Raw genomic sequence first — 20,801 nt, 5'->3', positions numbered from 1 at the left:
TGGGGCGTGATTCGCCGCTTAGACTGTTCCCATGGCTGGCCCACGCAAATCTGCGATTCGCGGTTCGGTTGCGCGCGGGCAGTCCAGCAAACCTGCGAAAAACCAGCCGCTACCTCCTGCGGAGCCGGTCAAAGACCCAACGGCCCCTCGTTCCCCCATTGATTACGCCCTCCAGCGCCGAGCATCGCTGTATGCCTTCTTCAATGGCGGCATGCTGAGTAGCGAATTTTGTGATGCCGATCCCTATTTACTGAAGGCAGCCAAATTCCATGGGGAACCAGCTGGTCAAAAGTGCCCGGTCTGCCGGGATCCCGAATTCATGCACGTTACCTATGTCTATGGCGATCAACTAGGGCCCTATTCGGGTCGGGTTCGGCAAACTGAAGATCTTCCAGAACTTTCTCGAAGCTTCGGCGAGTTCAAGGTCTATGTCGTTGAGGTCTGTCAGCGTTGTCACTGGAACTTTCTGATCAAGACCTACGTCTTGGGAGATGGAGTCCCACGTCGTGCACCCCGCACGCCACGTGACCTCATTGAACTTGAAGGGAATGCGTGACCGACAGCGGTAATGGCCGCCGTCCTCCAAGTCGACCAAGTCGACCAACTGGCGGACGGCCCTCAGGTGCGCGTCCCCCCGCTCGACGTCCTGCCCAACGTCCTGCAGCTCGCCGCCCCAAGAAGAAGCAACGGCATTGGCTGCGTCGGATCATTTTCGCCGGCATCATCGTTGCGGTTCTTGGTGTAGTCGGATTCATCATTGCGTTGGCGTTGACCACAGTTCCATCGCCAAATGAACTTTCAACCACGCAAGCAACCATCGTGTATTACGCCGATGGCAAGAATGAAGTTGGTCGATTAGGTGACACCACTCGACGAAGTGTTCCACTGACATCTATTCCCGTGGTTACTCAGCACGCGATTCTTGCTGCCGAAGACCGTGACTTCTATATCCATGGCGGTATTTCACCAATTGGATTTATCCGTGCGCTGTTTAACAACGTCAGTGGTGGTTCAACCCAAGGTGGTTCCACCATCACGCAGCAGTATGCAAAGAACGCATTTTTAACGCAAGAACGTGCGTGGAGCCGCAAGATCAAAGAAGCACTGTTGTCGATAAAACTCGAAACCGTGTCATCTAAGGATCAAATTCTTGAGGATTACCTCAACACAATCTACTTCGGGCGAAATGCCTATGGCATTGATGCTGCTGCTCGAAATTATTTTGGCAAGCCCGTTGAAAACCTCAATTTGGGCCAAAGCGCGATGCTTGCAGCAATCATCAACTCACCAAACTTCTACTCAAACCCTGATAACAGTGAGCGCTTACGCGGCCGCTGGCAATACGTTTTGCAAGGCATGGTGGGTCAAGGATGGATCACGCAAGAAGAGGCTGATAGCGCTAAGTACCCGAATATCAATCGAGCCGTGAATACGAATCGACTTGGTGGACAAACCGGATACATGATGCAAGCAGTGAAAGACCAACTCTTAGGTCAAGGTTTCGATGAACAGGAAATCGAAAAAGGCGGACTTCGCATCATCACCACGCTAGATAAGCAAGCGCAGGATGCAGCAGTTGCCGCGGTCGAGGCACAAGGTCCCAAATCAAAGACCGCAGGATTGCGCATTGGTTTGGCATCAGTTCGCCCAGGCACCGGCGAAATTGTTGCGATGTATGGCGGTGAAGATTTCATCACCAGTCAGATCAATAACGCCACACGCCCCTTTGCTCAGGCCGGTTCAACTTTCAAACCCTTTGCTCTGGCTGCTGCAACGGAAAAGTATTACAACCTTCACACCATTTGGCCAGGCAATTCGCCAATCACAGTCAATGGATACACGCTGACTAACTACAGCGATAAGTCATACGGCCAAGTCTCATTACTTAAGGCAACGCTCAAGTCGATCAACTCTGCATATGTCACTCTCGAATCAGCTGTCGGTGTTGAGGCGGTAGCCGATGCTGCTGTACGGGCTGGAATTCCATCGACCACTCCCGGTTTGAACTTGGACAACCTTGATCTCACGTTCGTCTTGGGTACTGCTTCGCCTTCAGGCTTAAATATGGCTAACGCGTATGCAACTTTTGCGAACCAGGGCACACAATCAAGCACCTCGATTGTGAAGCAAGTGCTTGGTCAAAATGGTGGTTTGCTCTTCGAATACACGCCTACCCTTAACACTGCGTTTGATTCGCGTATTGCAAACACAGTGACCTATGCCCTGAATCAAAATGTTGAGCGCGGAACAGCATTTGCGGCCCGCGCCCTTGAGCGTCCCGCAGCCGCGAAAACAGGAACTACAGATGGCAATAAGAGTGCGTGGTTGGTGGGATACACACCTGAACTATCCACAGCAGTGTTGATGGCTAAAGAAATCAAGGGTTTACCAGTTTCACTTTCGGGAACCGGTGGTTTGAAAACCGTCACCGGTGGTTCATTCCCAACTGCGATCTGGACTGCGTACATGAAAGGTGCTCTGAAGAACGCGCCAGTTTCACAGTTCCCAGCGGCACCGGATTCCATTAATGATCGTTGGAATTGCGCCGACCTAACCGCAAGTAATGGCGGCACACCACCATTGGGTTGCCCGAATGCCAGTGCGATGGAGTTTGCTCCGGGAACCGATGAAGCGGGTAACCCGGATGCAGTCACGATTCCTGGATCCACCACCGTGATTCCAAATCTTCCCAAGGGAGATGGTGCGCCAGTTGTGGGTGGAAAACCAGGTAAGGCAACGAAAACACCAACGCCTACTCCGACTCCTACAAAGACAAAAAAAACGCCAGTACAAAGTGGCGGTGACGGTGCGCCAGGGCGAGCCGGATAAATGAGCGCTGTTGTTCCCACACATGACGATCCGCTGATTGCTGCAAATGCCGAGTTGATTGGTGGCCCACTGGGCAAATTCGCCAATGGCAATCGATGGTTGTCACCACTGCGTGTGGTGCTGATCCTCACGGCACTTGGCTACGCCGTCGGCTATTGGCTCGATAGTGCTTGTCGGAACACCAGTTGGGCTTCACCCCAACGCTATGAGCATCTTTGCTACACCGATATTCATCCATTCTTTTCACTCAAGGGTTTTGCCGACGGAGTCTTTCCGTACATCGGAAATGCCAAACCTGAGCAACTACTGGATTCGCCAGTGCTTGTCGGGCTCTTGATGGAACTAGCAGCGCGAATAACTTCAATGCTCAATGGCATTTGGCCAGTTGATGATCAAGGTGTCACGTTCGTTGATGTCACAGTCGTGTTGTTGTTTCTTGTTCTTGTCACCGTTGTCGTCTCGACAGTGAAGACAGTTGCCAATCGCCCGTGGGATTCGGCGATGATTGCACTCGCTCCCATGATGATCCTCGCTGCAACGATCAGTTGGGATCTCTTGGCAATTGCCTTTGTTTCATTGGCTTTCTGGGCACAGAGCAAGAACAAGAATCTTGCGACGGGAATCTTCCTTGGATTGGCATTATGTAGCGCGAACTATCCAATCGCAGTCGTGATTGCCTTCATTGTGTTTGCTGTGCGCACGAAGGAATGGAAAAAGACCACGAATCTTGTTGGCGTTGTTGCAATCACATGGTTGATCATCAATGTGCCGTTTGCACTTGCACATTACGACGGATGGGTCGTGATGTATCGCAGAGTGTTGGATTCTGGTGCAGAGCTTGGCTCAGCTTGGTATGCCCTCACTCAGATCGGTGGTCCAACACTGAGCACGCCAATGCTCAACGCCATGAGTCTGTTGCTTTTCGTAGCAGCCGTTGCGGCAATTACTGCCATCGTTATTCGGGCTCCGCGCCAGCCGCGTTTAGCGCAGGTGGCGTTCCTTGTTGTAGCCGCATTTGCGTTAACTGCCAAGGGTTTCTCACCCCAGTTCAGTTTGTGGTTAATTCCCTTAGCAGTGCTCGCTCGCCCGCGTTGGCGAGATTTCCTCATTTGGCAGGCATGTGAAGTCACGTATTTCATTGCGGTGTGGTGGTTCTTAGCCGGCTACAACGTTGAAGGGGCCAAGGGGCTCACTCCAGAGTGGTACGCGGTTGCAACGGTCGTGCAGATTGTTGGCACGTTGTATTTTGCCTATCGCGTAATTGAAGACATCAATGCTCCAGCGCAAGATCCCGTACGGACGCCTACTCCAGACCAAGCACAGCATCAAAGCGCGATGTTGTAAATCGCACATCCGCGGGCAAGCGGTCACCAATTCTTGGCACGACAACTCCGCGAGGCAACCAGATCATTGAATGATGTTGATGTGGCGGTTCAGCAAACCAGCGTTGCTTGCCTTCCCAAGTAAATGGCGAGAGTGCTCGGCCGGCTGCATCAAGTGCGCCCGTGCCGGCAGTGACCACGCGCTGACGAAGTGAGGATGCAGGAGTTGGTGCAGATAAGCCAATCCCGTGCGCAGTTCCACCGGACACCACAACTAACGTGCCGCCGTTGGGGCCGCTGCGTTGACGGTAACCCACATGAACGCCATCACTTAATGGGTGAACCGCAAGCACTGAACCTTGAGGAGTCAGTGCTCCGCGATCGCCCAGCCACACGCGAGTACCTATGCGTGCGTGAATCACCGTCTCACCGATGAATTCGCGGACAGTACTGAATTCATCATCGTCGAGATGTGAAAGCCACAGGGATGACTCAACCTTGAGATTCGATGAAGAGATTTCTGCTTGCCAGATGCCATTCCAACGCAAGACTTCGCGAACGCGCGCTGTTCCAAAGCCACCGGGTTCCGATGCGGGTTGTTCAAGAGGCAAATGCAACGCGAGGCCAAGTACGACAAGTCGACCCGCATTGATCGATGACGCCACTGTGTTATCGGCGAGCACGCGCATTAATTCTGATTCCGAAAACCCAAATCGATGCATCGAGGTCTGGCCCTCAAGAATGACTCGAACCGAACCAGATCCTGAAAGTAAGGATTCCAACCCCGCCATCGACGAGATGGTGCGAATGATGCGGTTGCTATCCCACCGCTTAGCGATGTTCCACCAGGTGTTGGATGCGGCTTGATCGCGTGGATCGAAGGGCTCAAGCACGATCACATCAGCAAGGCACGAAGCAAGAACTTCCTCGAGCTCAAAGACAGTGCCGACGGCAACAATGGTTCCAGGAAGTGAGTCTGCAACGCGTGCGAGCCGAGCTTGGCCAAGGCCATAACCATTGCCCTTGATGACGGGAACGATCGGTGAACCTGTCACAGACTCAACAGTCGAAGCAACGGTGTTCACATGATTACGCCAGCGGTCTGCATCAACATTGAGTACGAATGACATGACCTACTCCTTCCTGCAACCGAACATTGTGATTACCCACGTCGTGCTTGGTACAGACCGTAACCCTTGGCCCAAACATTGCGCAGGATGTAATCCCATTCACCAAGGTACTCCTGGGCAAATCCGCCGGTACCCACCTTGAATTGCACGAGTCCAAATAAGTGATCATCTGGATTCAAGGTGTCGGCGATACCGCGTAGGTCATAGATAGAACACCCGGATGCATGTGCCAACGTGATCATGTCCCATTGCAAGGCATTCGACGGGCGAACATCGCGATCAGCAGTTGTTGATGCGCCATAGGAATACCAAGCATGTGTGCCTACGCGCACCATCAGGGTTGCGGCAGCGACATGACCTTCATAGTGAGCAAGGTGCAAGGTGAGTCGACCTTCGTGCGCGCCATTAAGTTCATCCCACATTTTTTCGAAGTAGGAAAGTGCCCGTGGAGTAAAGCGATCGCGGGCTGCTGTTTCAACATACACACGATGGAAGTCGGCAAGATCAGCTCGAGTTCCAGCTGAGACAACAACTCCGGCCTTTTCGGCTTTACGAATGTTGCGACGCCACAATTGATTAAATCCAGCGAACACATCATCAAGAGTTCGATTTGCAAGATCAATTTGAAAGACATAACGAGGTTGTACGTCACCAAAACCCGCGCCACTTGAGGTTTCTTGAATCCAACCACGTGAATTCAGTTGCACGGAAAGGTGTTGTGCGTCAACGCTATGCCAGTCGGCAATCACATCGTGAAGATGTGCCGGTGGTACAGCAACATCCTCGCGCCACTGCGCCATTGCGTTCTTAATTGAATCTGCTTGCCAGCGTCGAGTGGCAACTGGTGGGCCCATCTTTACTTGGAATGCACCGCGGCCTCGACAGTGATCAAGCATTGGTGCGAGCCAGTCATTCAACGGAATTGTTGGATGAGCCGTGGTTAACCAATCAATGTCTGGACCTTCGGGCAAATACGCCAATGAACGAGAAGGAATTTTCGGAACTGGGCGATACAAGACCAACCCAGCACCAACAAGTTCAGAACCTAAAAACCACCCCAAGGATTCTGATTTCCAACCAACTTTGACTTTGCCCCATTCGGGCAATTGCAGAAATGACACTGATGGGCGGGAATCAATCCAAGAGCGATGTTGATCAGCTGTGATAGCTCGAACAGTTAACTTCACGGCAGATTCACATCAATCACTACGGGTGCATGATCAGATGCACCTTTGCCTTTGCGTTCTTCACGATCGACATAGCAATCAGAAACCGCCGATACAAAAGATGAGTTGCCGTAAACCAAGTCAATGCGCATGCCCCACCCGCGACCAAAGGCTGCCTGGCGGTAATCCCAGAAGGTGTAAGGCTCGCCCTTCAATGCGCGGGGCATCACTTCAGAAAGTCCAACGCCCTCAAGCGCAGTTACTGCTTCGCGTTCTGCGGGAGTGACGTGCGTGCTGCCCTCGAATTTTGAAACATCCCACACATCGGCATCAGTTGGCGCAACGTTGTAGTCGCCGATGATTGTGTAGGGAAGATTTGGATTTGCAGCAAGTTCAGTTTCGGCTGTGGCGCGAAGTGCAGCGAACCAATCAAGTTTGTATGAGTAATGGTCGTGATCAATCTCGCGACCATTTGGTACGTACACACTCCAGACTCGAACACCTCCGCACGTTGCACCAATTGCGCGCGGCTCGTCAGCGTCTTCGAATTGAGGTTGCCCATTCAGGCCACGGGTGACATCTGTGATGCCGACCTTGGAAAGTAGGGCTACGCCATTCCAGCGGCCGGTGCCTAAAGCTTCGACCTCGTAGCCCAGGGCTTGCACCGCCATATAGGGGAACGCTTCTGTTGTGCACTTGAGTTCTTGTAGAGCTAAGACATCTGGCTGATTGAGTTCAAGCCAGGCAAGCAACCGTTCCAGGCGTGCGCCGACAGAGTTGACGTTCCAGGTAGCGATGCGCACGGGCTAAGACTACGGGCCAACCGCCATTCCGAGTTCTTCGCAGGCCGCACGCATCTGCTTGTCGAGGGTGAGCACCAGATCGGCGCTCACTGTGAATGCGGTGGCCACATGAATGGCATCGAGCGCAGTGAGATACCGATAGGGGACATCAGCGGCGTTTTGAAAAACTGGCTCTTTCAGGTCGACGAGGGTGACTTGACCAAGGGCAGACTCAACTTGCAGGGGTTGTCTCATGCCTGCGACGCGTCGCATTGTTCGTTCAACTTCAACTTGAGTGATTTGCGAACTCAAGAGTTCGGCATTTTCAAGTAATAATTGTTCGAGGCGAGATTCAATGTCTGCACTATCTGGTTCGTTCAGCACGCGTTTCAACAAAATATTGGCATCGCAGTAGACCCTCATAAGTCTCGCCACCTTCTACCTTCAGCAATAAGGGATTCGCTGGTGACACCTGGCGGCAATTGAAGTTTTGGAGCAGCCATAGCTTCCGGAGAGGCTTTCTTGCCTGGCGTGAGCATGTGTCGAATCTCAGGAGGGAAGGCCCGCAATTTGTAATTGCGGATGTAATCGGCAATCGCTTCTCGAATCAGGTCTTGCTGAGAGCGACCGGTTTCCTCGGCGAGGTCCCGAAGCTCTCCAGCAAGTTCGTCATTCATGCGCACATTCACGGCCATAGTGAAACGGTACCGATTTCGGTACCACATGGGCAAGGTCGTCGTCATTTCCTCACGATGGCTGAAGGAGAACCCCTAAGCCAGCCAGATTTGAGATCTGTGGATGGAATCCCTATATATAGCGGTCTGTGGACAACAAGCGTCCGAGGAATCGCGCTTTTGGCTCTGGCCCCAAAGTCGGCTAACCTTTCAAGGTCCTGTTGACCGAAGAAGTGCGTTTTCTTCAACTGGCAGGCACGCAAGAACCCTCCTGCCGGGGAACGTCCCCGGCCGATTGAGTCCAAAGGAGGTGGGTTTCTTATGCGTCATTACGAGGTCATGGTCATTCTCGATCCAGATCTAGAAGAAAAGACTGTTGCTCCCAGCCTGGAAACGTTTCTGAACGTTGTTCGCGCTGACGGTGGCGAAGTCACCAAGGTTGATATTTGGGGCCGTCGTCGCATGGCTTACGAAATCAATAAGAAGGCAGACGGCATCTACGCCGTGTTGGAGATGACCGCAACTCCTGCCGCTGTTGCAGAACTGGATCGTCAGCTTTCGCTGAACGAAGCAGTGATGCGCACCAAGGTTCTGCGTCCAGAGATCGTTAAGTAATGGCCGCCGGGGATATCGCAGTAACGGTTATTGGCAATTTGACCAATGATCCAGAATTGCGATTCACGCCAAGTGGTGCAGCAGTGGCTTCGTTCACTGTTGCTTCTTCTTCGCGTGTCCTCGATCGCACCACCAACGAATGGAAAGACGGCGAGACCGTCTTCATGCGTTGCAGTGTGTGGCGTCAATACGCAGAGAACGTTGCCGAATCTCTCACTAAGGGAACACGCGTCATCGTTTCTGGTCGTTTGAAGCAGCGCTCATATGAAACGCGTGAAGGTGAAAAGCGTCAGGTGATGGAAGTTGAGGTCGACGATGTCGGCCCAGCACTTCGCTACGCAACCGCCAAGGTCAATCGCGTTCAGCGTCAAGGTGGATTCGACGGTGGCAGCAATGCCGGCGCCGGTGCACCAGCAGACGATCCATGGGCAAGCGGCCCATCAGGTGGCGCAACGTTTGACGAGCCACCTTTCTAATCCAGCAATAACTGACTTCACAGGAGTAAGTAGACATGGCACCACGCGAGAATGATCGTGATAACAAAAAGCGCGCAGCAATGCGCGGCAAGGATGACAAACTTCCAAAGCGCAAGGACTGCATGTTCTGCCGCGGCGAAGTAAAGGTCATCGACTACAAGGACACGAACTTGCTTCGTAAGTTCATCTCAGATCGCGGGAAGATCCGCGCTCGTCGTGTAACTGGTACCTGCACGCAGCACCAGCGCGACATTGCAAACGCAGTGAAGAATGCCCGCGAAGTGGCACTTCTTCCTTACACCTCAACAGCACGCTAAGGAACCCATCATGAAGCTGATTTTGACTCAAGAAGTTTCAGGCCTTGGCATTGCTGGCGACATCGTCACAGTCAAGGATGGTTACGCACGTAACTTCCTGATGCCACGTGGACTAGGCATTGCCTGGACCCGCGGTGGAGAAAAGCAGGTCACCCAGATCAAGCGCGCCCGTAAGGTCCGCGAGATCCGCGACACTGCTCACGCGAACGAAGTGAAGCAGGCCATTGAAGCGCTCAAGGTTCGCCTTGAAGCTAAGGCCGGCGACACCGGACGCCTCTTCGGTTCCATCACCTCAGCAGATATTGCTGATGCAGTGAAGGCAGCCGGCGGCCCAGTAGTCGACAAGCGCAAGGTCACCATCGCAGGTCACGTCAAGACCGTTGGTAAGTACAACGCGACGATCGTGGTTCACGAAGGTATCTCCGCGAAGTTGAACTTTGAGGTTGTTGCTGGTTAATCCTCACCAAACAACATAAAAGGGGGCGTTCCTTAGGGAACGCCCCCTTTTGTTTGTCCACTAATGGATGGCGAACTTGGCTCCACCGTCGCTACAGTTTCTGAACTTAGTCAAACAGGAGGTTTCAAATGTCTTTCGGTGATTCCATCAAATACTGTTTTGGAAACTACGCAAACTTCAACGGGCGCGCTGGTCGCCCGCAGTTCTGGTATTTCATCGTATTCACCTGGGTCGTGGGTGTGATCCTGAATGTAATTGACGCAGTCGCGTTCAGTAACTCAAGCATCGGCGTTCTCTCAACAATTTGGGCGATCGCAGTTGTGATCCCACACTTGGCTGTCGGCTCACGTCGACTCCACGACACAGGAAAATCGGGATGGATGCAGCTGCTGCTGTTGATTCCTTGCATTGGAGTCATCATCTTGATCATCTTCTGGGCGATGCCTACATCAATTGCAGCAAACAACTACGGTTCAGAAACCGTTTAAGTTTTTCACTAACGAGAGAGATTCATCATGGGTTTTGGTCAAGCAGTTGCGTATTGCTTCAAGAATTACGCGAATTTCAATGGTCGAGCAGGTCGTTCGGAATTCTGGTTCTTCTTTCTATTCAACTTGATTATTGTGGCTTTGCCGTCAGGTTTAGGGGCAGGATTAGTTGTTGCAGGCACAACAGTTTCTGATGATGGCACTGCTACCGACATGAGCGCGGTTGGTGTCTTTGGCTTGATTCTGATTCTGTTTGCAATCTTGGTTGCAATAGCGCTGTTCATTCCGAATCTTGCTGTTGGATGCCGCCGCCTGCATGACCGCGGCACCTCAGGCTGGTTGCAGTTGTTACAGCTTGTGCCATGTGGATCAATCGTGTTGTTGATTTTTTGGTTGCTCGAAAGCCAGGGTCCAAACGCTTATGGCGAAGGTCCAGCTCGGGCATAACAAATACGAAAGTTCAGGGGCGTTGCGAAAGCAGCGCCCCATTCTTTTGCCTAATTCAAACGCTGTGCAAGCTCGGCGACAAGAGCGTCCGCAGCGTCTTCAATCATGCGCAGCACTTCAACGAAACTTTCATCCCCGCCGTAATACGGATCAGGCACATCGAGATCACTACTTGGATGCGCGTGGTGAGCAAGGTTTGGGTCAAATGATCGGAACATGCGCAGTTGCGTTTCGGTGCCTGCTTCGTCCAGCATCACTTGAAGATTCTTGAAGTTTTCGGTGTCCATAGCTAAGGCCAGATCGATCTGGTCAAACCAACTCGCATTAATCTGGCGCGCCTGATGATCGAGTTCGTAGCCAAAGTTGGTCATCGTTGCAGCAGCACGTGGGTCAGCCGGATAGCCAATATGCCAATCCCCCGTACCGGCAGAATCCACGGTGACCTTGTTACTGAGCCCTGCTTTTTGGATCCGATCGCGTAGAACGGCCTCCCCGATAGGAGAGCGGCAAATATTGCCCAGGCAGACGACAGTAATACGAAATTCCGACACGCAGGTGAGCGTAACGCGCAGGTGGAAAGTATTTTTTGTCCACAGGTTAACGACCGGATTTTTGTCCCCTACATGAGGGAAATGTCCGAAAAATATCTTGGTTATCCCCAGCTCATCCCCAGCCCATGCCCAAGATCCTGCGGAGTGTTCCCCAGCTCATCCACAGGTTTATCCACAGGTGAAATAGACATAGGGCTCAGGGCTTTCTATGGTGCGTCAGACCCTTGGGGTAGAACGTCTATATATATGGAAGGGGTGCACGGATGAGCGTTACTGAATTGCCAATGTCGCATCAGCCCGATCGCACTCCACCCCAAGATATTGCCGCGGAGCAATCAGTTCTCGGTGCAATGTTGCTTTCCAAAGATGCCATCGCTGATGTTGTCGAGCAGATTCGCGAAAACGATTTCTACCGCCCCGCGCACCAGAGCATTTACGGAGTTGTCCTTGATCTTTACGGCCGCGGGGAGCCTGCTGATGCGGTCACGGTTGCCGCCGAACTCACCAAGCTTGGTGACCTTGCTCGTGTAGGTGGCGCTGCCTACCTGCACACCTTGGTCTCAATGGTTCCAACCGCAGCCAACGCTTCCTATTACGGCCGTATTGTTCGTGAGCAAGCCGTGCTGCGTCGCTTGGTAGAAGCAGGCACGCGCATTGTTCACATGGGTTACACCGGTACCGGCGATGTCGACGACATGGTTGATCGCGCGCAGGCCGAGGTTTATGAAGTAACAGAACGTCGCACGAGTGAGGATTACGCGCCACTCAAGGACATCATGAGTGATGCACTCAATGAGATTGAGGCAATCTCAAATCGCGGTGGCGAAATGATTGGTGTTCCTACGGGCTTCACCGATCTTGATTCACTCACCAATGGTTTGCATCCAGGTCAGTTAATCATCCTTGCTGCACGTCCAGCCATTGGTAAATCAACTCTTGGCCTTGATATTTGCCGAGCAGCATCAATTAAGCATGGTCTTACTTCTTGCATCTTTTCTTTGGAAATGAGCCGCAACGAAATCGTGATGCGCTTACTTTCAGCTGAAGCACAGGTTCCGTTGCATCACATGCGCGCCGGCACAATGAGCGACAGCGACTGGACAAAGCTCGCAGCGAAAATGGGCACGGTGAGTGAAGCCCCGCTCTTTATTGACGATTCACCAAACATGACGCTCATGGAAATTCGCGCAAAGTGCCGTCGCCTGAAGCAACGTCATGATCTTCGTCTTGTCGTCGTCGACTACTTGCAGTTGATGACTTCTGGCAAGAAGGTAGAAAGCCGTCAGCAGGAAGTTTCTGAGTTCTCACGCTCGTTGAAGTTGCTTGCCAAGGAACTTGAAGTTCCGGTCATCGCGATTGCGCAGCTCAACCGTGGCCCAGAACAACGCACTGACAAGAAGCCAATGCTTTCTGACCTTCGTGAATCCGGCTCCTTGGAACAGGATGCCGACATGGTGATCCTGCTCAGCCGTGAAGATGCTTACGAGCGTGAATCACCACGCGCTGGTGAAGCTGACTTCATCGTGGCAAAGCATCGCAACGGGCCAACAGCAACGGTGACTGTTGCGTTCCAGGGGCACTATTCGCGTTTCGTGGATATGGCGCAGGTCTAGTCACGTCAGTGATTCCTCAAGAACTGTTCACAGTCGCAGCGATTGTTGATGCCTGTTCGCGCTTGAGTGCACCTCGTAGCCCGCTGTATTACTTCCACAATCCTGAAGTGGTGATTCCTTCCGCGCTTGTTGTTCCAGTTGTTGAAGTTGACGGTTTGGCTTCTCTTGTGCTCACCAAACGCCCAGCGACCATGAAGAATCACGCTGGCGATTGGGTATTTCCCGGTGGCCGTATCGATGAGGCTATCGACATTGACCCCAAGGCTGCAGCGTTGCGCGAACTCGAAGAAGAACTTGGAATTCCCAGTACTTCTGCGCACATCATCGGAGAAATGGACATGCGTGGCCCAACACTCCAGGGTCACACGATCAATGTGTTTGTGGCAGTCGTGGATTCGATCACTTCAATTCATGCAGATCCATATGAAGTGTCAGAAGTTGCCGTTGTTTCACTTGCGGCCCTGGCTCATCCCTCATGTCATTACACATCGAACAAAGTCCCATATGGCTATGGAACAAATGCTGATGAAGGCGAACCACACGAGGTCCCGTTCCAGATGTATTTCTTCGCATTTGAACAAGATCAACTTATCTGGGGAACGCAGGGTGAGATTCTCTGGGATTTACTGGCGTGCGTATTGGGTGACCGTCAAACAATCGCCGAGATTCGAACCTAGCTATTGCTCGTCACCACGCGAAATAGTCGCTTCAAGTGCCTTCGTAGCAATCAGTGGTGCATGCACATGGGTTTCATAGATCACTGCGCGACGATCCTTCGTGGTGTCCCAAGCACATACGCCACCAATGGAAAGCTTTCCATCATCTGTGATGTGTTGTGATCGCGGAATGAAAGTTCCGCTCACTTCCGTGAGTTCGCCGAGTGAATTATGAACCTTGATGCATATAGGCATTGTTGGCGTAGTTGTGGTTGTTGCGGGAACGATGATGCGTGCCCCTGCTTCATGCAGGTCAACAATTTGTGCAAGGTCGGAGCCAAGCATTCCCTGCAGGTTCACTGGGAAACGCCATAGCAAACGATATTGACGACGCTTCGTGAAACGATAAATAGTTCGAGCCAGTGTGGTGATTTCCCAGAGTGCGAAGAAAGCGATCACCACCATGACGTTTTGTTCAATTTTCGGCAAGTACCAAGTGCCAGTCGTTGCACCAATGATTTGAACTGCAATGCGCACAAGCAGTGAAAGCAGGGTGATGCTTAACATGATTGTTGGCAGCTTGAGCAATTGGAGAGCGGTGACACCGCCTTCATCCACACCCTCTTTAGGCGTCACTTTGAAAGACGACTTCTTTTTCGTGATGAGCACTAACCATGCATTGAGATATGGCCTTGCGGTGACCCAGGTGTTGAGGTCGCCTTCCATTGGCCGTTGATTACCGCGTGACATGCCCCAGGCTGCAGCAAAAGCAAACATGGTCCACACGGCCCAAGCGATCATCATCGAATACGGAATTTGACCAACAGGTAAGAGTGCAGTCCACAAGGTGAGGATCATGAGCACAGCAAAGATCATGCGTTGAATCGGCATGATGTAGTAGAAGAGATTTCCCAAATACGCCAAACGTGTACGAAGGCGCCAACCAGGCGCCCGCAGCGGGCTGTTGTCTAGGAAAAGAACACGCAATGTTCCTCGAGCCCATCGATCACGCTGAAGCAGATACGCGGCCAAGTTATGCGGGGCCAAACCTTGCAGCAGGTGTTCGTGGTGGTACTTGATTGTGTAGCCGGCACGCTGAAGCACAAGGGTGGTTTCAAGATCTTCAGTAATCGTGCGCGTGGCAACACCACCAATTGACTTCAGTGCTGCCGTGCGAATAACCGCACCTGAGCCGCACCAAAACACAGCATCGAGGTGCTCACGTCCGGGCAAGAGCACTTCAAAAAACAATCCCTGTTCATGATTTTCTGCAGATGAGTGCTGCGCACTGTCACGATTACGGAAGAAGTGCGGGGACTGCACTAACGCAACCTTCGGATCAGCGAAGTAGCCCGTCATTGCTTCCAAAATATTTGGCGCTGGCACGTGATCGGCGTCAAGAGCAAGAATGAGTTCACCCTGGAGTAGTGGCAGTGCATGATTGATATTGCCGGCCTTAGCCCCGGAGTTGCCATCGCGAGTGACGTATTGAAAACCAAAGGATTCAGCTAACTCCCGTACCCATGGTCGTTTTCCGTCATCGAGAATCCAAACCGTGACATCACCACGAATTTCAGCGCAACCCACCATGGTTGCTTCCAACACGTTTGGGCCTTCGTCGTACGTGGGTACCAAGACATCGACAGGCACACGAAGAGGGGGTTTGCGTTTCGAAGGAAGGACGCGCCAAGTTTCGTGTGCATGGAGGATGAGGCCAAGCCAACCAAATATTTCGGCACCGATCAGCAACCAAAACATCCACATGGCTGCACCGGTTTGGGAGCCAACGAGGCGCCAAGTGAGGTAACCAAACCCAGTTAGAATCGCCAGAAGGGCGAGGATATGAACTTGCCTTGCTGGCCAGTGGGTATGAACAAGCGGGTCAAAAACCGGGAGTTCATCTAATGGCTTGTGCACATGCACCCTGATCCGTTGAATTTTTAAGGTAAAGAAAATTCTACACTTCTTTGAATCCCCTAGGCTTCCCACGAATCAAGTTGAGGAGCAAGTATGAGTCGTTGGGCTATTCGGCACCCGTTGATCGCACTCATTGCATGGGTGGCGGTGCTCATCGGATTAGTGGGTGCCTCGGCCGCTCTCAAACCCTCATACAACAACAGTTTTGCTCTGCCAGGTTCGCAATCGCAGATCGCACAAGACCTCCTTCAGGAATTGCCGGCCTCAGCTGAGCCCAACGTCACGATGCAAATGGTGTGGTCACCCACAAGCGGCACTGTTGAGACTGCTGCAGTCCGCAAATCGATCGACCCCCTGATGGACAATCTCTCCACCTTTGATGGCGTGCAATGTGTTATTGGCCCTTACGAAAAGAACTATGGGAAGAAGTGCCCAGCAGCTAGCCCGCGTGATCTTTCCGCTGCAATCGTCGCAGCCGTCACGAAGAAACTTGGAATCACTGAGAAACAACTTGCGCAACTCCTCGCCGCGATCCCCAAGCTGTATCCAATTGCTGAGGCAAATGGTGACGATCTGGCAAAGATCGCAACAACCCTTGCTTGGCTCGCGAAAGCGGATGCAACTCAGTGGGCAGCGATTGCGAAGGCCCTACCTGGGGATGTTGCGAAATTGCGCCAAGCAGTGGACGCTGCAAACGAAATTTGGAACACATACGTGCCAGCTGGTCAAGCAGCAATCAATGCCACGAGCCCAATTTCCAAAGACAAGACAGTTGCGTATGCGACGGTCACTTTCGATGGCACCGCGCCGGGTGTTGTTGAAGCAACCGACATTCAAAATTTGATTCTTGATGCGAACACTCCTGCACTCACCATTGGTGCAAGTGGAAGTGCCTTGGCAGCTGCGGGTGGAACTCCTGATTCAAGTGAAGCCATTGGCTTACTTGTCGCCATTATTATTTTGCTCATTGCCTTCGGTTCGTTGATTGCTGCGGGTCTTCCTATTGTTGTTGCCCTGACAGGGCTTGTAGGTGGCCTGTTGCTCGTTGGCGTCGCAAGCAATGTGTTGAACATTGCATCATTTGCACCGACACTGGCAATGATGATCGGACTGGGCGTTGGTATCGACTACGCGTTGTTCATCATGAATCGTTACAAGCAAGGGCTTGATGAGCTTGAGCCAAAAGAAGCAGCGATAAAGGCAGTTTCAACAGCGGGCCGAGCTGTGTTGTTTGCGGGATCCACTGTGATCGTTGCGCTCCTAGGCATGTTTGTGCTTGGCATCTCGTTCTTCAATGGTCTAGCAGTTGCGGCTGCTGCCACCGTATTAATGGTGATGCTTTCTGCGCTATGGATGTTGCCAGCGCTGTTGTCGCTGCTTGGTCACAAGGCCATGGGCATTCGGATGCCGTGGGCTCGCCATCCCAAAGTGGTTGATCTTGATGAAAGCAAGTGGTCAAAGTACGGTGCTTTACTGCAACGCAAACCATTGATTCCAGCGGTGTTGTCTCTGGTGTTCATTGGCGTTCTGGCCGCTCCGGCACTTTCATTGCAGTTAGGTTTTCCGGATAACGGAACACAACCGCCAGGATCATTACTGCGCAATAGTTTTGATTTGATGTCAAAGGGCTATGGAGCGGGATCCGGAGGTGAATTCTTCGTCGCGGTAAAACTTAAGACTCCGCGTGACATTGCTGAGTTGAGCACTGTTGTCAAAGCTTTGGAAGAAACACCTGGAGTTGCCAGCACGCTTCCGAATTCAAAGTTTGTGATCTTGCTGAAGGGAAGTAAGTCAGCATTCAGCCCGGATGGAACGATCACTTCAGTGCTTGTTCAGCCAACAACTGACCCGCAAGCTGAAGCAACGGCCGAAACTCTGGACCGAATTCGAGAGGTCACTGCACCAAAGGTTGCTGATTCCGCAACGATTTACGTCGGCGGAACTCAGGCGGTTTCGACTGACTTCACTTCTATGCTGCAAAGCAAACTGCCGCTGTTCTTATTGCTCGTTATTGGGCTTGGCTTCGTCGCGCTCATGATGCTGTTTCACTCACTCGTTATTCCGCTCACTGCAGCAGTCACGAGCCTGGTTAGTTTCGCGGGTGCGTTAGGTATCACTGTCGCGGTCTTCCAAAACGGAACGCTGTCTTCACTGCTTGGGGTATACGGAACAGGCCCAATCCTGCCGTTCTTGCCGGTGATGGTGTTTGCAATTTTGTTTGGCTTATCAATGGATTATGAAGTTTTCCTGGTGAGTCGCATGCAAGAGGAATGGCATAAGAGTGGCGATAACCAAACAGCAGTTCGCCGAGGCTTGGCGGGATCGGGTCGCGTTGTCGTGATCGCAGCAACGATTATGGCCAGCGTCTTCATTTCGTTTATCCCAACGACGAATCCGACAATCAAGTTGTTTGGTATTGCTCTTGGTTCGGCAGTATTGATCGATGCCTTCATCGTTCGTCTGATCTTGGTGCCGTCGCTGATGTCACTTTTCGGTCGTTCCAATTGGTGGTTGCCGGGTTGGCTCAACAAGATTTTGCCGAAGATCACACTCGACTAAGCAGTCGATCCTTTCGTTTTCATCTTTGAGTGAGTGTCATTGAAGTAATGTCTCTATCTGTGCATGAACAAAACTTTGAAACGCTACTGAAACTCAACACCCTCGGTGAATTTCTTTTTAGTGGCACAGCAGTTGGTGAAAATGGACACCTTTTCGGTGGGTACACACTCGCCTTCGCCTTAGAAGCAGCAAGCGCGACAGTGAATCCACAGATGTGGCCACAGTCGCTCCATGCCAATTTCATTGACTCAGGTAAGTCCGGACATGAATTGCGCATGCATGTTGATGTGCTTCGCGATACGCGCGCTTTTGCGATGCGTCAGGTCACAGTCAAGATGGGTGACTTAACACCATTGCTTATGCAGGCTTCGTTCCACACTGGTGAAGAAGGGCCTGATTGGGCTCCAGATGTTGTGTTTGATTACCCAGATCCGGAATCCCTTGTGACTGATGAAACCTACTTACCATTCATGAATCCCATTGATGTGCGACCAATCAACGGCCCAAGCCTTCGCGGGCCTGGACATCGGGTTCCACAAGTACATCCCTTTTGGGTTCGCCCATATGTTGAACTGCCTGACAATCACATGTTGCATGCAGCAGTTGTCGCATTCATTTCCGATTACATGGTGGTCGGTGCGGCACAAGCCCCTGGTCGAGATATTCCAGATGGCAGTTTGGTCGTCACTATGGAACATGCGTTGTGGTTCCATCGCCCCGTTAATGCCAATGATTGGTTGCTCTTCACTGCGGAGCCATTGTCGAGTTATCACGGTCGCGGAGTCAGTAATGGCAAGGTTTACAACCGCGAGGGTCTACTTGTCGCCTCGTACGTGCAAGAAGTGCTGACCCGCGCACCACGTGTAAAGGCGTAACTCCGAGCGTACGGGCAGCGCTCCTAGAGCGAGGCTTCGTAACCTGCTGCAACGATTGCGGCGATCAATGCTGCTGAATCGGGCGAACCCTCAACGGTTGCCGTTGCTGCATCAAGATTGACGTCAACGCTGGTCACGCCAGCAACTGAGTTCACTGCTTCAGTGACATGACGAACGCAGTTCGTGCAGGTCATACCACTTACTTTTAACGTTGTCATGTTCCTATCTTTGCCTAGGGCAGCCGTTATGGTCCAACCGTGAAGTCATTTCTGTTCATCCATGGGGCTTGGCATGGAGCCTGGTGTTGGGATCCTGTCCGGGAGTTGTTGACGCAGGCAGGGATTACATCTCTTGCAATTGAACTGCCCGGTGATCAACCAGGAGGTTCCATTGGCACTGACGCAGCTCTTGCTTTTGCGGCTATGGATGAGATGGATGGTGACGTGATCGTGGTCGGCCATTCGCTTGCTGGGTTGGTCGCGCCATTTGTTGCAACTCACCCCAAGGCTGCTGGCGTTGTGATGGTGGCCGCCCTCTTCCCTGAATTTGATGTTAGCGCTGCGCAGCAGCGAGATCGAAACCCGGATTTGTATACCGAGCATTACCGATCAGCGCAGATCATCCGCCACGAAGATGGCAGCACCGAAGTTCCCATGGATGAGGCCATCGCGTTGATGTTCAACACCTGTGAGCCTGAGGTCGCCCGATGGGCTGCAAGCCAACTGCGGCGCCAGTATTGGGAATCCTTTGTCGAGCCATCACCTTTGTGGGCCTGGCCAGAAGTGCCAACCTTGACCATTGCATGTACTCAAGATGAATTGACCAATCCAGAACCAATGCGCAGAGCTACCCAACAGATCGCGGCGGCTCGCTACGTGGAGTTGGAGTGTGACCACTCTCCTATGCTTTCAATGACGAAAACCTTCGCCGATTTGCTGATTCACTTCTCGGAATAGGCCTGAGTGCTCTAACTTCAGGCTACGAGATTTAAGTACCTATGAGTGGAGCACTGTGTCTGACTACAAGTTCGTAACGTACGAAACCTTTGACGACGGCAAAATCGCCCGAATCATGTTGAACCGCCTGGAAACCCGTAACGCTCAGAGCCGTGGTTTGCTTGTTGAGCTTGATGACGCGTTCATGAAGGCAGAGAAGGACGACCAGGTTCGCGTGGTCATTCTTGGTGGTGTTGGACCTTTGTTCTCCTCAGGTCACGATCTTGGTTCAGCTGAGGCAATGGCTGAATACGAAAAGGGTGGTCCGGGTGAGCATCCAACCCGCTTGATCAACGGTGGCACTCGCGTTGGCGCTGAAAACCGCATGCTTCAGGAATGGCATTACTTCTTCCAGAACACACTGCGTTGGCGCAACCTGCGCAAGATCACGATTGCTCAGGTGCAAGGCACGACATTCGCAGCCGGCTTGATGTTGGTGTGGGCATGCGATCTCATCGTTGCTGCTGAGAACGCAAAGTTCGCTGACGTTGTTGGTGCACGTTTGGGTATGTGTGGTGTTGAGTACTTCGGTCACCCATGGGAGTTCGGCCCACGTCGAGCCAAGGAACTTTTGCTCACCGGCGATTCAGTTGAAGTTGAAGAAGCCTTCCAACTTGGCATGGTCAGCAAGATCTTCCCAACTGATGAGCTCTCCGAGCGCACGTTGGAATACGCACGCCGCATTGCTCAACTTCCAACCATGGCTGCGTTGCTGATCAAGGAATCAGTGAACCAAACCGTTGACAACATGGGCTTCTACAACGCGTTGCAGGCCTGCTTCACCTTGCACCAGTTGAACCATTCACACTGGGCTGAAATTCATGATGGTTACCCAGCAGGTTTGCCAGAAGATGGCACACCTGATTGGCGTTCAGCACCAAAGGTTATGCCACGCGATCCACGAGTTTCGGATCCTTACAAGGCGTAAGACT

The 20,801-nt window shown here is 52.3% G+C and carries 23 protein-coding genes; 15 read left to right on the top strand and 8 right to left on the bottom strand.

Annotated features, from left to right (window positions below; genetic code table 11):
• Positions 1–31: 31 nt before the first annotated feature.
• The 3 genes from PHN51_08905 to PHN51_08895 are packed head-to-tail and all read left to right on the top strand — an operon-like array spanning position 32 to position 4,173.
• Entirely contained in the window at positions 32–556 is a 525-nt protein-coding gene (locus PHN51_08905) for a DUF5318 family protein (protein ID MDD2818897.1), read from the top strand.
• Positions 553–2,829: a transglycosylase domain-containing protein gene (locus PHN51_08900; GenBank protein ID MDD2818896.1), complete on the top strand. Its 2,277-nt coding sequence runs from the start codon at positions 553–555 to the stop codon at positions 2,827–2,829. The genes PHN51_08905 and PHN51_08900 overlap by 4 nt, the downstream gene beginning before the upstream one ends.
• Entirely contained in the window at positions 2,830–4,173 is a 1,344-nt protein-coding gene (locus tag PHN51_08895) for a hypothetical protein (protein ID MDD2818895.1), read from the top strand.
• Here PHN51_08895 and PHN51_08890 read toward each other — a convergent pair.
• The 5 genes from PHN51_08890 to PHN51_08870 are packed head-to-tail and all read right to left on the bottom strand — an operon-like array spanning position 4,133 to position 7,924.
• Positions 4,133–5,281: an alanine racemase gene (locus PHN51_08890; protein MDD2818894.1), complete on the bottom strand. Its 1,149-nt coding sequence runs from the start codon at positions 5,279–5,281 to the stop codon at positions 4,133–4,135. The two genes, PHN51_08895 and PHN51_08890, sit on opposite strands and share 41 nt — an antisense overlap.
• Before the next feature lie 32 nt (positions 5,282–5,313).
• Entirely contained in the window at positions 5,314–6,468 is a 1,155-nt protein-coding gene (locus PHN51_08885) for a peptidoglycan bridge formation glycyltransferase FemA/FemB family protein (protein MDD2818893.1), read from the bottom strand.
• Positions 6,465–7,250 carry an exodeoxyribonuclease III gene (locus PHN51_08880; GenBank protein ID MDD2818892.1) on the bottom strand — a complete coding sequence of 262 codons (786 nt, stop codon included), beginning with the start codon at positions 7,248–7,250 and terminating at the stop codon, positions 6,465–6,467. Before PHN51_08880 ends, PHN51_08885 begins: the two co-directional genes overlap by 4 nt.
• A gap of 9 nt (positions 7,251–7,259) precedes the next feature.
• Positions 7,260–7,652 carry a type II toxin-antitoxin system VapC family toxin gene (locus tag PHN51_08875; protein MDD2818891.1) on the bottom strand — a complete coding sequence of 131 codons (393 nt, stop codon included), beginning with the start codon at positions 7,650–7,652 and terminating at the stop codon, positions 7,260–7,262.
• Positions 7,649–7,924 (bottom strand): ribbon-helix-helix protein, CopG family, encoded by a 276-nt coding sequence (locus PHN51_08870; GenBank protein ID MDD2818890.1) that lies wholly within the window; start codon positions 7,922–7,924, stop codon positions 7,649–7,651. The genes PHN51_08875 and PHN51_08870 overlap by 4 nt, the downstream gene beginning before the upstream one ends.
• Positions 7,925–8,224: 300 nt before the next feature.
• Between PHN51_08870 and rpsF the strand changes: the two genes are divergently transcribed.
• From rpsF to PHN51_08840, 6 genes are all read left to right on the top strand, one after another.
• Positions 8,225–8,518, top strand: coding sequence for a 30S ribosomal protein S6 (rpsF, locus tag PHN51_08865; GenBank protein MDD2818889.1), 294 nt, complete (start codon positions 8,225–8,227; stop codon positions 8,516–8,518).
• Positions 8,518–8,994, top strand: coding sequence for a single-stranded DNA-binding protein (locus PHN51_08860; protein MDD2818888.1), 477 nt, complete (start codon positions 8,518–8,520; stop codon positions 8,992–8,994). The genes rpsF and PHN51_08860 overlap by 1 nt, the downstream gene beginning before the upstream one ends.
• A gap of 80 nt (positions 8,995–9,074) precedes the next feature.
• Positions 9,075–9,311, top strand: coding sequence for a 30S ribosomal protein S18 (gene rpsR, locus PHN51_08855; protein MDD2818887.1), 237 nt, complete (start codon positions 9,075–9,077; stop codon positions 9,309–9,311).
• Between the two features lie 10 nt (positions 9,312–9,321).
• Entirely contained in the window at positions 9,322–9,768 is a 447-nt protein-coding gene (rplI, locus tag PHN51_08850) for a 50S ribosomal protein L9 (GenBank protein ID MDD2818886.1), read from the top strand.
• Between the two features lie 128 nt (positions 9,769–9,896).
• Positions 9,897–10,256: a DUF805 domain-containing protein gene (locus PHN51_08845; protein ID MDD2818885.1), complete on the top strand. Its 360-nt coding sequence runs from the start codon at positions 9,897–9,899 to the stop codon at positions 10,254–10,256.
• 27 nt (positions 10,257–10,283) lie between these two features.
• A complete protein-coding gene (locus PHN51_08840) occupies positions 10,284–10,703 on the top strand; it encodes a DUF805 domain-containing protein (GenBank protein ID MDD2818884.1) in 420 nt (139 codons plus the stop codon).
• Positions 10,704–10,753: 50 nt separating this feature from the next.
• Here the strand turns inward: PHN51_08840 and PHN51_08835 are convergent, their stop codons facing one another.
• A complete protein-coding gene (locus tag PHN51_08835) occupies positions 10,754–11,254 on the bottom strand; it encodes a low molecular weight phosphotyrosine protein phosphatase (protein ID MDD2818883.1) in 501 nt (166 codons plus the stop codon).
• 263 nt (positions 11,255–11,517) lie between these two features.
• Between PHN51_08835 and dnaB the strand changes: the two genes are divergently transcribed.
• The gene (gene dnaB / locus PHN51_08830) at positions 11,518–12,867 is read left to right on the top strand and encodes a replicative DNA helicase (GenBank protein MDD2818882.1); all 1,350 of its coding nucleotides are present in this window, start codon (positions 11,518–11,520) and stop codon (positions 12,865–12,867) included.
• Between the two features lie 8 nt (positions 12,868–12,875).
• Positions 12,876–13,544 (top strand): CoA pyrophosphatase, encoded by a 669-nt coding sequence (locus tag PHN51_08825; protein MDD2818881.1) that lies wholly within the window; start codon positions 12,876–12,878, stop codon positions 13,542–13,544.
• Here the strand turns inward: PHN51_08825 and PHN51_08820 are convergent, their stop codons facing one another.
• Positions 13,545–15,440: a glycosyltransferase family 2 protein gene (locus PHN51_08820; protein MDD2818880.1), complete on the bottom strand. Its 1,896-nt coding sequence runs from the start codon at positions 15,438–15,440 to the stop codon at positions 13,545–13,547.
• A gap of 93 nt (positions 15,441–15,533) precedes the next feature.
• Here PHN51_08820 and PHN51_08815 point away from each other — a divergent pair, with 93 nt between their 5' ends.
• Both PHN51_08815 and PHN51_08810 read left to right on the top strand, forming a co-directional pair.
• Positions 15,534–17,999: an MMPL family transporter gene (locus tag PHN51_08815; protein ID MDD2818879.1), complete on the top strand. Its 2,466-nt coding sequence runs from the start codon at positions 15,534–15,536 to the stop codon at positions 17,997–17,999.
• 29 nt (positions 18,000–18,028) lie between these two features.
• Positions 18,029–18,874, top strand: a complete 846-nt coding sequence (locus tag PHN51_08810) for a thioesterase family protein (GenBank protein ID MDD2818878.1) — start codon at positions 18,029–18,031, stop codon at positions 18,872–18,874.
• A 23-nt stretch (positions 18,875–18,897) separates the two neighbouring features.
• Here the strand turns inward: PHN51_08810 and PHN51_08805 are convergent, their stop codons facing one another.
• Positions 18,898–19,092, bottom strand: coding sequence for a heavy metal-associated domain-containing protein (locus PHN51_08805; protein ID MDD2818877.1), 195 nt, complete (start codon positions 19,090–19,092; stop codon positions 18,898–18,900).
• A gap of 39 nt (positions 19,093–19,131) precedes the next feature.
• On the opposite strand from PHN51_08805, the gene PHN51_08800 reads away from it, so the two are divergent.
• Positions 19,132–19,830: an alpha/beta hydrolase gene (locus PHN51_08800; protein ID MDD2818876.1), complete on the top strand. Its 699-nt coding sequence runs from the start codon at positions 19,132–19,134 to the stop codon at positions 19,828–19,830.
• Between the two features lie 55 nt (positions 19,831–19,885).
• Positions 19,886–20,797: an enoyl-CoA hydratase gene (locus PHN51_08795; protein ID MDD2818875.1), complete on the top strand. Its 912-nt coding sequence runs from the start codon at positions 19,886–19,888 to the stop codon at positions 20,795–20,797.
• Positions 20,798–20,801: the final 4 nt, after the last annotated feature.

The organism is Candidatus Nanopelagicales bacterium (assembly GCA_028687755.1).
In the GTDB taxonomy this organism is placed as follows: Bacteria; Actinomycetota; Actinomycetes; order S36-B12; family S36-B12; genus UBA11398.
The sequence above is the reverse complement of the archived record's forward strand: the minus strand, read 5'-3'. Positions and strand labels throughout refer to the sequence as shown.

Bases quoted from the DNA above. Each gene is read 5' to 3' on its own strand.
- PHN51_08815 (MDD2818879.1), top strand. From the start codon at position 15,534: ATGAGTCGTTGGGCTATTCGGCACCCGTTGATCGCACTCATTGCATGG.
- PHN51_08895 (MDD2818895.1), top strand. From the start codon at position 2,830: ATGAGCGCTGTTGTTCCCACACATGACGATCCGCTGATTGCTGCAAAT.
- PHN51_08840 (MDD2818884.1), top strand. From the start codon at position 10,284: ATGGGTTTTGGTCAAGCAGTTGCGTATTGCTTCAAGAATTACGCGAAT.
- PHN51_08845 (MDD2818885.1), top strand. From the start codon at position 9,897: ATGTCTTTCGGTGATTCCATCAAATACTGTTTTGGAAACTACGCAAAC.
- rpsF (MDD2818889.1), top strand. From the start codon at position 8,225: ATGCGTCATTACGAGGTCATGGTCATTCTCGATCCAGATCTAGAAGAA.
- PHN51_08905 (MDD2818897.1), top strand. From the start codon at position 32: ATGGCTGGCCCACGCAAATCTGCGATTCGCGGTTCGGTTGCGCGCGGG.
- PHN51_08890 (MDD2818894.1), bottom strand. From the start codon at position 5,281: ATGTCATTCGTACTCAATGTTGATGCAGACCGCTGGCGTAATCATGTG.
- PHN51_08805 (MDD2818877.1), bottom strand. From the start codon at position 19,092: ATGACAACGTTAAAAGTAAGTGGTATGACCTGCACGAACTGCGTTCGT.
- dnaB (MDD2818882.1), top strand. From the start codon at position 11,518: ATGAGCGTTACTGAATTGCCAATGTCGCATCAGCCCGATCGCACTCCA.
- PHN51_08870 (MDD2818890.1), bottom strand. From the start codon at position 7,924: ATGGCCGTGAATGTGCGCATGAATGACGAACTTGCTGGAGAGCTTCGG.
- rplI (MDD2818886.1), top strand. From the start codon at position 9,322: ATGAAGCTGATTTTGACTCAAGAAGTTTCAGGCCTTGGCATTGCTGGC.
- PHN51_08875 (MDD2818891.1), bottom strand. From the start codon at position 7,652: ATGAGGGTCTACTGCGATGCCAATATTTTGTTGAAACGCGTGCTGAAC.
- rpsR (MDD2818887.1), top strand. From the start codon at position 9,075: ATGCGCGGCAAGGATGACAAACTTCCAAAGCGCAAGGACTGCATGTTC.
- PHN51_08860 (MDD2818888.1), top strand. From the start codon at position 8,518: ATGGCCGCCGGGGATATCGCAGTAACGGTTATTGGCAATTTGACCAAT.